This window comes from Pseudomonas sp. WC2401 (assembly GCF_041200115.1).
In the GTDB taxonomy this organism is placed as follows: Bacteria; Pseudomonadota; Gammaproteobacteria; order Pseudomonadales; family Pseudomonadaceae; genus Aquipseudomonas; species Aquipseudomonas fragi.
Map to the genome: position 1 here is coordinate 1,250,609 of NZ_CP165623.1, position 12,899 is coordinate 1,263,507.

Sequence of the window (12,899 nt, forward strand, 5' to 3'; positions counted from 1 at the left end):
CCATGCACTGTCCCTTCTGCGGTGCCAACGACACTAAAGTCATCGACTCGCGTCTGGTCGCCGAGGGCGATCAGGTGCGTCGCCGGCGCGAATGCCTGGCCTGTGGTGAGCGTTTCACCACCTTTGAAACAGCCGAGTTGGTACTACCCCGCCTGATCAAGCAAGACGGCAGTCGTCAGCCCTTTGACGAAGAAAAACTGCGCGCTGGCATGCAGCGTGCGCTGGAAAAGCGCCCGGTGAGTGTCGAGCGCCTTGAAGCCGCGCTGGCCCGGATCAAGCACAAGCTGCGCGCCACCGGCGAACGCGAAGTCAAGTCGCTGGTTGTTGGTGAACTGGTCATGGGCGAGCTGCAAAAGCTCGACGAAGTGGCCTATATCCGCTTTGCCTCGGTCTATCGACGCTTCCAGGACCTGAACGAGTTCCGCGAAGAGATCGACCGCCTTGCCCGTGAGCCTTCCAAAGAATGACCCAGTCCACTGAACAATCGATTTTAGACACCCATTACATGGCACGCGCCATCGAACTGGCGCGCAACGGCCTGTACACCACCCACCCCAACCCGCGGGTCGGTTGTGTGATCGTGCGTGACGGGCAGATCGTCGGCGAAGGCTGGCATGTGCGTACCGGCGAGCCCCATGCCGAAGTCCACGCCTTGCGGGCGGCGGGCGAGCTGGCCCGGGGTGCCACGGCCTATGTCACTCTCGAACCGTGCAGCCATCACGGGCATACCCCGCCGTGCGCCGAAGGGCTGATCACGGCAGGCGTGGCAAGGGTGGTCGCGGCCATGCAGGACCCCAACCCCGAAGTCGCCGGGCGCGGCCTCAAGCGTCTGGCCGATGCCGGTATTGAAGTGCGCAGTGGTGTGCTCGAAGCCGATGCCCGGGCGTTGAACCCGGGTTTCCTCAAGCGCATGGAACACGGCCTGCCGTTTGTGCGGGTGAAAATGGCCATGAGCCTTGATGGACGCACGGCGATGGCCAATGGCGAAAGCCAGTGGATCACAGGGCCTGAAGCGCGCTCTGCAGTGCAGCGTCTGCGGGCGCAGGCCAGCGTGGTGCTGACCGGTGCGGATACCGTGCTGGCCGATGGCGCCCGCCTGACCGTGCGCGGCCCCGAATTGGGCCTGAGCCCCGAGTTGACCGCGCTGGCGCTCAGCCGTCCGCCATTGCGGGTGCTGATCGACGGGCGCCTGCGGGTGCCGCTGGATGCGCCGTTTTTCAAGGCCGGGCCAGCGCTGGTTGCCACCTGCGTGCCACCTGCCGAGCAATACCGCACCGGGCCGGAGTGCCTGGTGATCCACGGCGCCAACGGCCAGGTCGACCTGCGCAAGCTGCTGCAGGCGCTGGCTGCGCGTGGCGTCAACGAAGTGCTGGTAGAGGCCGGGCCACGTCTGGCGGGGGCTTTTGCCGAGCAGGGGCTGGTCGACGAATACCAGATTTTTGTCGCCGCCAAGTTTTTGGGCTCTACGGCGCGGCCATTGCTGGAGCTGCCGCTGACCCATATGAGCGAAGCGCCATTGCTCAAGATCACGGAAATGCGCGCAGTGGGCGATGACTGGCGAGTCACAGCCATACCTGTGCCATCAGCCAGCGTATAATTCTCAGCCTTCGTTTCAAACAGGCTTTGTTCTCAAGGGGAACGACATGTTTACCGGCATTATTGAATCCATCGGCAGCATCCGTGCATTGACCCCCAAGGGCGGTGATGTGCGCGTTTCCATCGACACCGGCAAGCTCGACCTGAGCGACGTCAAACTCGGTGACAGTATCGCGATCAACGGCGTGTGCCTGACCGCCGTCGAGCTGCCGGGCAACGGCTTTGCCGCGGACGTCAGCCGCGAGACCCTCGATTGCACCGCCTTCAACGACCTCAAGAGCGGCAGCCGGGTCAACCTGGAAAAAGCCCTGACCCCCACCACCCGCCTGGGCGGTCATCTGGTGAGCGGCCACGTCGATGGCGTGGGGGAAGTGATCTCCCGTGAAGAGAACGCTCGCGCGATCGAATTCCGCATCCGCGCGCCCAAGGAACTGGCCAAGTACATCGCCCATAAAGGCTCGATCACCGTCGACGGCACCAGCCTGACCGTGAACGCGGTCAATGGCGCCGAGTTCTCGCTGACCATCATCCCGCACACCCTGAGCGAAACCATCATGGGCGACTACCGCCCGGGTCGCCGGGTTAACCTTGAAGTTGATTTGCTGGCGCGCTACCTGGAGCGTCTGCTGCTGGGCGACAAAGCCGCCGAGCCGACTTCGGGTGGTATCAGCGAAAGCTTCCTGGCCGCCAACGGCTTCCTCAAATCCTGACGTAAGGGGGTGCCGCGTGGCGCTCAACAGCATCGAAGAACTGGTTGAAGACATCCGCCAAGGCAAGATGGTCATCCTTATGGATGACGAAGACCGCGAGAACGAAGGCGACCTGATCATGGCCGCCGAGTGCTGCAAGGCCGAGCACATCAACTTCATGGCGCGTTTCGCCCGTGGCCTGATCTGCATGCCGATGAGCCGCGAGCGCTGCGAACTGCTCAAGTTGCCATTAATGGCGCCGCGCAACGGCTCCGGCTTTGGCACCAAGTTCACCGTGTCGATCGAAGCCGCCACCGGCGTCACCACCGGCATCTCGGCCGCCGACCGTGCCCGCACCGTGCAAGCGGCCGCTGCCAAGGATGCCAAGGCCGAAGACATCGTCAGCCCGGGCCATATCTTCCCGCTGATGGCCCAGGCGGGCGGCACCCTGGCCCGCGCCGGCCACACCGAGGCTGCCTGCGACCTGGCGCGCATGGCCGGGTTCGAGCCCAGCGGCGTGATCTGCGAAGTGATGAACGACGACGGCACCATGGCCCGTCGCCCTGAGCTGGAAACCTTCGCCGCCGAGCACGGCATCAAGATCGGCACCATCGCCGACCTGATCCACTACCGCATGATCCACGAACGTACCGTTCAGCGGATTGCCGAGCAGCCACTGGACAGCGAACTGGGCCAATTCAATTTGGTGACCTATCGTGATTCAGTCGAAGGCGATGTGCACATGGCACTGACCCTGGGCAAGATCTGCGCCGAAGAACCGACCCTGGTGCGTGTACACAACATGGACCCGCTGCGCGACCTGCTGATGGTCAAGCAGCCCGGCCGCTGGAGCCTGCGCGCCGCCATGAGCGCGGTGGCAGAGGCGGGCAGCGGTGTGGTGCTGTTGCTCGGCCACCCGCTGGACGGCGATGTATTGCTGGCCAATATCCGCGAAACGGCGGACCACGCACCGGCGAAAAAACCGACCACCTACAGCATCGTCGGTGCCGGTTCGCAGATCCTGCGTGACCTCGGTGTGCGCAAAATGCGCCTGATGAGTTCACCAATGAAGTTCAATGCCATATCCGGTTTCGATCTGGAAGTTGTAGAATACGTGCCCTCCGAATAAAGACCGGTCGTGTCCAGTCCGAATTCGTGGCCCAATATCCTAAAGAGCGCATGCAAATGCGCTCTGGCTCTTTAATACGAGACATACCGAATGACCCTGAAGACCATCGAAGGTACCTTCATCGCCCCCAAAGGTCGCTACGCACTCGTAGTTGGCCGTTTCAACAGCTTTGTCGTCGAAAGCCTGGTGAGTGGTGCCGTTGATGCCCTGGTTCGCCACGGTGTGAACGAAAGCGACATCACCATCGTCCGTGCCCCTGGCGCGTTCGAAATCCCGCTGGTTGCGCAAAAAGTTGCCCAGCGCAACGAGTTCGCCGCCATCATCGCCCTGGGCGCCGTGATTCGTGGCGGTACCCCGCACTTCGAATACGTGGCCGGCGAGTGCACCAAGGGCCTGTCCCAGGTGTCCATGCAGTTCGGCGTACCGGTTGCATTCGGCGTGCTGACGGTTGATTCGATCGAGCAAGCCATCGAGCGTTCCGGCACCAAAGCCGGCAACAAAGGCGCTGAAGCTGCCTTGTCCGCCCTTGAAATGGTCAGCCTGTTGGCACAGTTGGAGGCCAAGTGATTTCCGACGAAAGCGATCGTTTCAACCCGCGCGATCCAAAACCTGCGGACGCTGGCAAGCCATCCAAGAGCGCCAAGCGCCGTGAAGCGCGTCAACTCGCGACTCAGGCCCTGTACCAGTGGCACATGGCCAAGCAATCGTTGAACGAAATCGAAGCGCAGTTCCGCGTCGATAACGACTTCACCGACGTTGACGCTGCCTACTTCCGTGAAATCCTGCACGGCGTGCCTGCGCACAAAGGCGAGATCGATGCGGCCCTGGTTCCGTGCCTGGACATCACCATCGAAGAACTCGACCCGGTTGAGCTGTCGGTGCTGCGCCTGTCCACCTGGGAGCTGATCAAGCGTGTCGACGTGCCTTACCGCGTTGTGATCAACGAAGGTATCGAGCTGGCCAAGGTTTTCGGTTCCACCGACGGCCACAAGTTCGTCAACGGTGTGCTCGACAAACTGGCTCCGCGCCTGCGTGAAGCTGAAGTAAAGGCCTACAAGCGCTAAACCGCGCTGTCGGCCATGGGCGAGTTTGAGCTGATCCGCAACTTCTTCGCTGCCGCGCCCTGTGCGCAGGGCGGCGAGGGTGTTGCCCTGGGTATTGGCGACGACTGCGCCCTGCTGGATGTTCCCTTCGGGGAACAGCTGGCGATTTCCACCGACACCCTGGTAGCCGGGGTGCACTTCGCAGATCCTTGCGACCCTTTCCTGCTCGGTCAGCGTTCGCTGGCGGTGGCGGCCAGCGATCTGGCGGCCATGGGCGCAACCCCTCTCGCATTTACCCTTGCCTTGACCCTGCCGACGTTCGACGCCGACTGGCTGCAAGCCTATGCTCGCGGTTTGAACCTGATGGCTCAGACCTGTGGCCTGCGCCTGATTGGTGGTGATACCACGCGTGGGCCGTTGTGCCTGACCCTTACCGTGTTTGGCCGGGTTCCCGCGGGCCGTGCCCTGACCCGCAGCGGCGCACGCCCCGGTGACCTGCTGTGTGTGGGGGGCGAGTTGGGCAATGCCGCCGGGGCGTTACCGCTGGTATTGGGCCAACGCAGTGCGCAACCCATGATCAGCGAACCGTTGCTGGCTCATTACTGGTCGCCGCAACCGCAGCTGGCGCTGGGCCAGGCCCTGCGTGGCAAGGCCACCTCGGCGCTGGATATCTCCGATGGCCTGCTGGCCGATTGCGGACATATCGCGACGGCTTCCGGGGTGGGCCTGGTGCTTGAACTCGACCGGGTGCCGGTGTCGCTGGCGCTGGAAGAATTTCTGGGTGAGGCGGGGGCGCAACAGGCTGCATTGAGCGGCGGTGATGACTATGTACTGGCGTTTACCTTGCCAGCCGTTGAATTACCGACCCTGCAGGCCGATGGCTGGCCGATCCATGTGGTTGGTCGCGTGGTTGCAGGGCAGGGCGTAACGCTGCTGGATGACGAAGGTCGGGACATTACCCCTGCAGTTCGCGGCTATCAGCATTTTCGTGCGTGATCCCGTGGGAGCGGGCTTGCTCGCGATGGCATCACCGCGTTAAGCCTGATACACCGCATCGTCTGTTTCGCGAGCAAGCCCGCTCCCACGGGGCCTGTGTGTGCCATAAGTCATCAAACTTTTAGATATTTATCCTCGGTAATTCAGCCTAAGCGTCTCCAGGAACCTCCTGTTACAATGTCGCCTTTGCGAATTTCCAGTACTCAAACTGATCAGGAGCACACGGTGCCCGTCGTTTTCGTTGCCGCTTGCAAATTACCCACCCCCTTTGCCGAATTCACCATGCATGGCTTCCTTGAGAAGGCCACGGGTCGTGAACACGTTGTGCTCAGTCTGGGCGACGTGGCGGATGGCGCGCCAGTTCTGGGCCGGGTGCACTCCGAATGCCTGACTGGCGATGCCCTGTTCAGCCAGCGTTGCGACTGCGGCTCACAGCTTGAAGCCGCCTTGCAGGCCATTGCCCGTGAAGGCCGTGGCGTCTTGCTGTATCTGCGTCAGGAAGGCCGTGGCATCGGTTTGCTCAACAAGATCCGCGCCTACGAGCTGCAAGACGGCGGTGCCGATACCGTTGAAGCCAACGAGCGCCTGGGCTTTGCTGCCGACCAGCGCGACTACGCCATCTGCCTGCCAATGCTGGAGCACGTTGGCGTGCATTCACTGCGCCTGATGACCAACAACCCGCGTAAGGTCAAAGCCTTGACCGACATGGGCATCACCGTGGCCGAGCGTGTGCCGTTGCACACCGGGCACAACCCGCACAACAAGCTGTACCTGGCGACCAAAGCCAACAAGCTCGGGCACATGATGGGCAACCAGCATCAGAACGAGGCTGACCCGGCATGACCCGTGGCCAGCGTCGTCGGCGCCTGAGTTTCAGCTGGTGGCAGCAACTGCTGCTGACCCTGCTGCCGCTGGTGCTGGTCACCTGGTTTTTCGGCAAGTCCGAGCCGCTGCTGCCTGAGCTGGCAATGCCGTTGTTTATCGCGGGCGTTGCATCGATGTTCGTCACGTTGCGCACGTTCGGGCCTTACAAACATGGCCTGATCAACCTGCAAAAAGCCCTCGATACTGCGCAAGAACCAGCAGCCTGGGATGAGCTGGCGCGTGCGCGTCAGCGTGCCTTGCTGGCGGCGGGCCTGCCCACCTGGATCGCTACCCTGGCGGTGTTTGTCGGGCTTGAAGGGGTGCCGCTATTGCTGCTGGTACTGTCAACACTGGTGTTGTTTTACCTCTACCGCATTCCTCGCCAGGTCGGCTGATGCGCGTCTGGCTGGCGGCATTACTGCTGACCGTCAGCATGCATTCACTGGCGGCCTCTCGCGTCGTCAGTCTGTCTCCGGCCTTATCCGAAATGGTGGTTGAACTGGGCGTCGCCGATTTGCTGGTGGGGCGCCTGGAGGCGGGCGAACCCTTGCCGGAGCTTGCCAGCGTGCCTTCAGTGGGCCGTTACGGGCAACTGGACATGGAGCGCTTGGTCAGCCTGCAACCTGACCTGCTGTTGCTCTGGCCGGGCAGTGTGGGCGCTGCCCAGCGTGAACAACTGCGCCGTCTGAATATCCCCACCTACACAGCCGAACCGGCAAGCCTCGACCAGCTGGCCGATCAGGTTGAAGCACTGGCGATGGCCTTGAACCGGCCCGAGCGTGGCCAGGCACTGGCGGCGCAACTGCGCCAACGCCTGGCGCAATTGCGCGAGCAATACCGGCGCGACCCGCCACTGCGGGCGTTCTATCAGGTGTGGGACCAGCCGCTGTACACCCTCGGCGGCGGGCAAATCATCAGCGATGCGCTGGCGGTGTGCGGGGCCAGCAATGTGTTTGATGACCTTACGCTGCCGGCGCCGCAGGTCAGTATCGAGGCCGTGTTGCAGCGTAATCCCGAGGTGATCATTGCCAGTACCCAAGTGCAGCTGGATGCCTGGAAGGCCTGGCCGCAGCTTGACGCGGTCAAGCATGGGCGTTTGCTGCTGTTGGTCGACAAGGGCCTGGAACGCCCGAGCGGGCAGATGCTGGAAGCAACGGCAAAGCTGTGTGAGCAACTGGCGTCACCCTAATCCCACAGGTTTAGAACGTCGGGGTCCAGGTGATGGCCAACTGCAAGCTGCGTCGCTCTTCGCGGTAGCCGTAGTAGTTGCCGTCATAGCTGTAGAGCGCGCGGGTGAAAGTCTTGTCCAGCAGGTTGTCGACTTTCACGTTCAGGCGCACTTCGGGGCTGGCCTGCCAGTTGCCGCGCAACCCCAGCACCGCGTAACCGGCTATAGGCTGCTGGTTGTTTTCATCATTGAAACTGTTGCTCACCGCTTGCCAGCTGGCTCCCACGCCCAGCCTGTCAAATTGCCGATCCAGATCCAGGCTCAAGGTCCGGCGTGCGCGGCGGCTCAGGGTATGGCCGGTGTCGCGATCGCGCGGGTCGATAATCGCAAGGCCCAGGCTGCTCTGCCAGCCGAACCACTCTTGCTGCAAGGCGCTTTCGAAACCGGTGATTTGCGCCGCGCCGATGTTCTGCTGGATAAAGTCGGCATCGGCCACAATCGCGTCGCGAATATCGGTGCGATACAGCGAAGTTTCCAGGCGACTGGTTTCACTTAGCTGACTGCGCCATTGCAGCTCATAGCTTTTCGAATATTCCGGCTTGAGATCGGGATTGCCGAATTGCGGGTAGTACAAGTCATTGAACGTTGGTGCGCGAAACCCTTCGCTGTATGTCAGTAAAACGTCGTTGTCGGCGTTCAGCGGCACAGTCAGGCTGGCGCTCCAGGTGTTGTGGCTGCCAAATTGCTGGTTCTGGTCGTGACGCAGGCCCAGCTCGGTCGAGAAGTACTCACCGTGGAAGCGGTGCTGGATAAATCCGGCGCGATTCCAGCGGCTGTCTTCCTCGAAAACGGTGCTGCTGCGTACACGGTCTTCATAGGCATCGGTGCCGAGGATCAGGCTGTTCTGATCGTCCAGCGTCAGGTTGTTTTGCCAGTTCAGCGAGTCGCGATAGGTATTGAAGCTGTAAATATCGGTGCTGAGCTTGTCCCGGGTTTTTTCGCGGTTTTCGCTGTGGCCAAACTCCAGTCGTGAGTTCCAGTGCTCATTGAGCTGAGCGTCGATAAAGCTGGCAACGCTGCTGATATCGAAATCGCTGTAAAGCTGCTGGCCACTGACGGTAAACGTGTCCGGGTCCCAGCGCCCAAACGAATTGTCGAGTTCGGTCTTGCCGATGTTCTTCAGCGCCGACACTCCGACTTCAAGGTCATCGCTCAGCGAGTGGCTCAGGTTCAGGCTTAGTGACTTGTTGCGATAGGCATCGTGGTCGCTGTCGCTGGGGAAGGACTCGTGGGTGCGGTTGATCCCGGCAGTCTGCTCCAGGCTGGCGCTCAGGTTGTAGCGCGTTTGCGTATTGCCACCGGAGATGCCCAGGCTGTTGTCCGAGCTGCCATAACTGCTCAGCGCACTGTGAACCCGAAGCTGTGGCGCCTGATCGGCGCCGCGGCGGGTGAAGATCTGAATCACCCCGCCAATGGCATCGCTGCCATAGATCACCGAGCGCGAGCCGCGCAGCACTTCTACGCGCTCGATCTGGTCCATGGCCAGGTACTGCAGGTTGCTGTCGGCCGAGGTGGCATTGGCCATGCGCTGGCCATCGACCAGCACCAGGCTTTGCGCCGACTTGGTGCCGCGGATGTAAATCCCTGGCAGGCCGCCACGCCCGCCGCTGCGCGCCACTTGCACGCCCGGCACCCGGCCCAGCAGGTCGGTCAGGCTGGTGGGTTGCAGACGGTCGATATCATCGCGGGTGAATACGCTGCTGGCGCTGCTGCTGTCCGAGCGTGCCTCGACCTGGCGGTTGCCGGTGATCAGGGTTTGCGGGAGTTTGAGCGCTTCTTCGCGTTCCAGGGAGTCGGCGAGTACAGGGCTGGCGGGCATGCAGCCCAGAATCAGGGCAATGCGAAGGTGTTTCATTGGGGATCTACAGGACTTGAGGCAAGCTCGAAATCCGTAGCAGCTGCCGTAGGCTGCGTCCGGTGGCGCAGCCGCCGCAAACCCATACGCCTCGGTGTATCGGTCATACCGAGGAGTCAGGGTTTACGATGGCTTCGCCACCGGACGCAGCCTGCGGCAGCTGCTACGAGTTGGTGATGTCTCTTTACAGCCCCAGCAGTGCCATGCGCTGGCGCACCGAGGCTTCGATGCCGGCAGCGTCCAGGCCGCACTCGGCCAGCATCTGGCTCGGTTTGGCATGCTCGACGTATACGTCCGGCAAGCCCAGGTGCAGTACCGACTTGAGCACGTTTTCACGGGCCAGGAACTCGCTGACGCCTGCGCCTGCGCCACCCATGATGGCGTTTTCTTCGATGGTCACCAGCAGCTCATGGCTGGCAGCCATTTCGCGAACCAGTTCTTCATCCATCGGTTTGACGAAGCGCATGTCGACCACGGTGGCGTCGATTTTCTCAGCCACTTGCAGCGCTTCGGCCAGTTGCACGCCGAATACCAGCATGGCGACTTTCGAACCCTGGCGACGAATCACGCCCTTGCCGATTTCCAGCGGCTCGAGGTTTTTTTCGATCGCTGCGTTCGGCCCGGTACCACGCGGGTAACGCACGGCCGCCGGGCCTTTGTAGAGGTGACCGGTGGTGAGCATTTTGCGCAGTTCGTTCTCGTCGCTCGGGGTCATGATGACCATGCCCGGAATGCAACGCAGGTACGACAGGTCGTAACTGCCAGCGTGGGTCGGGCCGTCTTCGCCCACCAGGCCCGCACGGTCGATGGCAAACAGCACGTCCAGATTTTGCACGGCTACGTCATGCACCAACTGGTCGTAGCCGCGTTGCAGGAATGTCGAATAGATCGCCACTACCGGCTTGGAACCTTCGCATGCCATGCCGGCCGCAAAGGTCACCGCGTGTTGCTCGGCAATCGCCACGTCGAAGTAGCGCTTTGGATAACGCTCGCTGAAAGCGATCAGGTCCGAGCCTTCTTTCATGGCCGGGGTGATGCCTACCAGGCGCTCATCGGCCGCAGCCATGTCGCACAACCATTCGCCGAACACGGCTGAGTACTTCGGCCCGCCCGGTGCTTTTGGCGGTGCTTTCGGCGCATTCAACGGCTCAAGCTTGGTGATGGCGTGATAGCCGATCGGGTCCGCTTCGGCCGGGGCGAAGCCTTTGCCTTTTTTGGTGACGATATGCAGGAACTGCGGCCCCTTGAGGTCGCGCATATTGCGTAGCGTTGCGATCAGGGTCGGCAGGTCGTGGCCATCGATCGGGCCGATGTAGTTCCAGCCCAGCTCTTCAAACAGGGTGCCGGGTACCAGCATGCCTTTGGCATATTCTTCGGTACGACGGGCAATTTCCCACGCGCCAGGCAGACGCGAGAGTACCTTCTTGCTGCCTTCGCGCATGCTGGCGTAAGTGCGGCTCGACAGGATCTTGGCCAGATAATTGGACAAACCCCCGACATTGCGCGAGATCGACATGTCGTTGTCGTTGAGGATAACCAACATGTTGGCATCCACTTCGGGCGCGTGGTTCAGCGCCTCGAAGGCCATGCCGGCAGTCAGGGCGCCATCACCGATAACGGCAATTGCCTTGCGCTCGCTTTTTTGCAGGCGGGCGGCAATGGCCATGCCCAGCGCTGCGCTGATCGAGGTGCTGGAGTGGCCGACGCCAAAGGTGTCGTATTCGCTCTCGGAGCGGCGCGGGAAAGCGGCAATGCCGTCTTTCTGGCGCAAGGTGGCCATCTGCTCGCGACGCCCGGTGAGGATTTTGTGCGGATACGCCTGATGGCCCACGTCCCACACCAGCCGGTCGTCCGGGGTGTCGAACACGTAGTGCAACGCGATGGTCAGCTCAATGACACCCAGGCCGGCACCAAAATGCCCGCCCGTCTGGCCGACGGTATAGAGCAATTCCAGGCGCAACTCATCGGCCAGGGTTTCCAGCTCGGCTTCGGCCAGGCGGCGCAGACCCGCAGGCGTGCCCGCCCGGTCAAGCAGGGGCGTAGTCGGACGGTTGCGGGGAATCTCTTGAAACGTCGTTGGCATCAGGCGAATCGTTATAGGTATAAGAAGAGGCGGCAGTTTACCTTATGGAACGTAAGCTGCCCACGCAGTCTGGCACTCGTTAGTAAGACCTTGGCATTAGACCTGTCAGAAATCGTTACTGAAGAGCGGCTTTTAGTGGCGGCGCTCGACGATATATCGTGCCAATTCGCGCAGCGGCTCGGCAGCTGCATCAAAATGTCGCAGGGCGTTGAGCGCCTGGTCTCGCAGTTCCAGTGCATAGCCTTTGGCCTGCTCCAGACCCATCAGCGCCGGGTAGGTCGGCTTGTCACGCGCGATGTCGGCACCCTGGCGTTTGCCCAGGGTCGCGGTATCGCTTTCAACATCGAGGATGTCGTCCTGCACCTGAAATGCCAGGCCAATGGCGCGTGCGTAGACATTCAATGCCTGCAGGTTTGCAGCGGTTGCGTTGCCGCTGGCCAGGGCGCCCAGTTGCACGCTGGCTTCGATCAGGGCGCCGGTTTTGTGCCGGTGCATGTTTTCAAGGGCAGCCTGATCGAGCTTGAGGCCAACCGAGCCCAGGTCGATCGCTTGCCCGCCCACCATGCCCGCCGGGCCTGCAGCCAGGGCCAGGGCCGTCACCATGCGCAAGCGCGTATCGGCATCCAGGTCGCTCAGGCGCGGGTCGAGCAGGGCGCTGAACGCCAGGCTTTGCAGGCCGTCGCCCGCCAGAATGGCGCAGGCTTCGTCGAAGGCTTTATGGGTGGTTGGCTGGCCGCGACGCAGATCGTCATCGTCCATTGCGGGCAAATCATCATGCACCAGCGAATAGGCGTGGATCAGCTCCACGGCACAGGCCGCACCATTGGCTTGTTCGGGGGCGCGGCCCAGAGCCTGGCAGGCTGCATAGGCCAGCAGCGGGCGAACCCGCTTGCCACCGTTCATGACGCTGTAGCGCATGGCCTCGTAAAGGCGCGCCAGCTCCGGTGCCGGAGCGACAAACAAGAGTTCAAGCGCCGCGTTGACACGGGCCTGGCTGCTGATTTGATAAGCATCAATCATTCGGACTGTTCCGCATCAAAAGGCTCTTGGGCCAGTTCACCATCGCGTTCAAGCAGGATCAGCACTTTCTGTTCGGCCTGGGCCAGTGCGCCCTGGCAATCACGGGTCAGGCGGATGCCTTGTTCAAAGGCAGTCAGAGAGTCTTCCAGCGACAGCTCGCCATTTTCCAGACGCTCGACCAGTGTTTGCAGGTCAGCAAGTGACTGCTCGAAATCCAGGGAAGCTTTTTTGCGGGCCATGGCGGCATTCTCGGTAGGCGTTAAAACCGGCTGACACTAGCAGACGGCGGGTTTTGGGGCAAATCGACAGGGCGCCCATGTATTCAGATGAAGGTGTTTCAAAGGGGTACCCAGGCGCCGACCGGCAACTTTCCGGAGGCGGGCAGCCCTGGCAGGC

At 61.9% G+C, this 12,899-nt stretch carries 14 protein-coding genes; 10 read left to right on the plus strand and 4 right to left on the minus strand.

Annotated elements, in window-relative coordinates; translation table 11 throughout:
* Positions 1-2 precede the first annotated feature (2 nt).
* The 10 genes from nrdR (at position 3) to AB3G35_RS05745 (ending at position 7,506) form a co-directional block, all read left to right on the plus strand.
* Complete coding sequence (gene nrdR, locus AB3G35_RS05700) at positions 3-467, plus strand: transcriptional regulator NrdR (RefSeq protein ID WP_029611200.1); 465 nt, start codon at positions 3-5, stop codon at positions 465-467.
* Positions 464-1,597 (plus strand): bifunctional diaminohydroxyphosphoribosylaminopyrimidine deaminase/5-amino-6-(5-phosphoribosylamino)uracil reductase RibD, encoded by a 1,134-nt coding sequence (gene ribD / locus AB3G35_RS05705; RefSeq protein WP_016779225.1) that lies wholly within the window; start codon positions 464-466, stop codon positions 1,595-1,597. Before nrdR ends, ribD begins: the two co-directional genes overlap by 4 nt.
* A 46-nt stretch (positions 1,598-1,643) precedes the next feature.
* Positions 1,644-2,306, plus strand: a complete 663-nt coding sequence (locus AB3G35_RS05710; protein ID WP_016779226.1) for a riboflavin synthase — start codon at positions 1,644-1,646, stop codon at positions 2,304-2,306.
* 16 nt (positions 2,307-2,322) lie between these two features.
* On the plus strand, positions 2,323-3,414 hold the full coding sequence (gene ribBA / locus AB3G35_RS05715) for a bifunctional 3,4-dihydroxy-2-butanone-4-phosphate synthase/GTP cyclohydrolase II (protein ID WP_016779227.1): 1,092 nt from the start codon (positions 2,323-2,325) through the stop codon (positions 3,412-3,414).
* A 90-nt stretch (positions 3,415-3,504) separates the two neighbouring features.
* Positions 3,505-3,981, plus strand: coding sequence for a 6,7-dimethyl-8-ribityllumazine synthase (gene ribE, locus AB3G35_RS05720; RefSeq protein WP_016779228.1), 477 nt, complete (start codon positions 3,505-3,507; stop codon positions 3,979-3,981).
* Positions 3,978-4,478 (plus strand): transcription antitermination factor NusB, encoded by a 501-nt coding sequence (gene nusB / locus AB3G35_RS05725; RefSeq protein WP_016779229.1) that lies wholly within the window; start codon positions 3,978-3,980, stop codon positions 4,476-4,478. Before ribE ends, nusB begins: the two co-directional genes overlap by 4 nt.
* Positions 4,479-4,493: 15 nt before the next feature.
* On the plus strand, positions 4,494-5,453 hold the full coding sequence (thiL, locus tag AB3G35_RS05730; RefSeq protein ID WP_106116871.1) for a thiamine-phosphate kinase: 960 nt from the start codon (positions 4,494-4,496) through the stop codon (positions 5,451-5,453).
* A gap of 225 nt (positions 5,454-5,678) precedes the next feature.
* Positions 5,679-6,296 carry a GTP cyclohydrolase II gene (gene ribA / locus AB3G35_RS05735; RefSeq protein ID WP_016779231.1) on the plus strand — a complete coding sequence of 206 codons (618 nt, stop codon included), beginning with the start codon at positions 5,679-5,681 and terminating at the stop codon, positions 6,294-6,296.
* Positions 6,293-6,712 (plus strand): MFS transporter, encoded by a 420-nt coding sequence (locus AB3G35_RS05740; protein ID WP_095039807.1) that lies wholly within the window; start codon positions 6,293-6,295, stop codon positions 6,710-6,712. Before ribA ends, AB3G35_RS05740 begins: the two co-directional genes overlap by 4 nt.
* Positions 6,712-7,506 (plus strand): cobalamin-binding protein, encoded by a 795-nt coding sequence (locus AB3G35_RS05745; RefSeq protein WP_369782371.1) that lies wholly within the window; start codon positions 6,712-6,714, stop codon positions 7,504-7,506. Before AB3G35_RS05740 ends, AB3G35_RS05745 begins: the two co-directional genes overlap by 1 nt.
* Before the next feature lie 10 nt (positions 7,507-7,516).
* Here the strand turns inward: AB3G35_RS05745 and AB3G35_RS05750 are convergent, their stop codons facing one another.
* The 4 genes from AB3G35_RS05750 to AB3G35_RS05765 all read right to left on the minus strand — a co-directional run bounded on the left by AB3G35_RS05750 (position 7,517) and on the right by AB3G35_RS05765 (position 12,742).
* On the minus strand, positions 7,517-9,400 hold the full coding sequence (locus AB3G35_RS05750; RefSeq protein WP_369782372.1) for a TonB-dependent receptor domain-containing protein: 1,884 nt from the start codon (positions 9,398-9,400) through the stop codon (positions 7,517-7,519).
* 184 nt (positions 9,401-9,584) lie between these two features.
* Positions 9,585-11,483 carry a 1-deoxy-D-xylulose-5-phosphate synthase gene (gene dxs / locus AB3G35_RS05755; RefSeq protein ID WP_324708289.1) on the minus strand — a complete coding sequence of 633 codons (1,899 nt, stop codon included), beginning with the start codon at positions 11,481-11,483 and terminating at the stop codon, positions 9,585-9,587.
* 132 nt (positions 11,484-11,615) lie between these two features.
* Positions 11,616-12,503, minus strand: a complete 888-nt coding sequence (gene ispA / locus AB3G35_RS05760; RefSeq protein WP_369782373.1) for a (2E,6E)-farnesyl diphosphate synthase — start codon at positions 12,501-12,503, stop codon at positions 11,616-11,618.
* A complete protein-coding gene (locus AB3G35_RS05765; protein ID WP_369782374.1) occupies positions 12,500-12,742 on the minus strand; it encodes an exodeoxyribonuclease VII small subunit in 243 nt (80 codons plus the stop codon). Before AB3G35_RS05765 ends, ispA begins: the two co-directional genes overlap by 4 nt.
* Between the last annotated feature and the right edge of the window lie 157 nt (positions 12,743-12,899).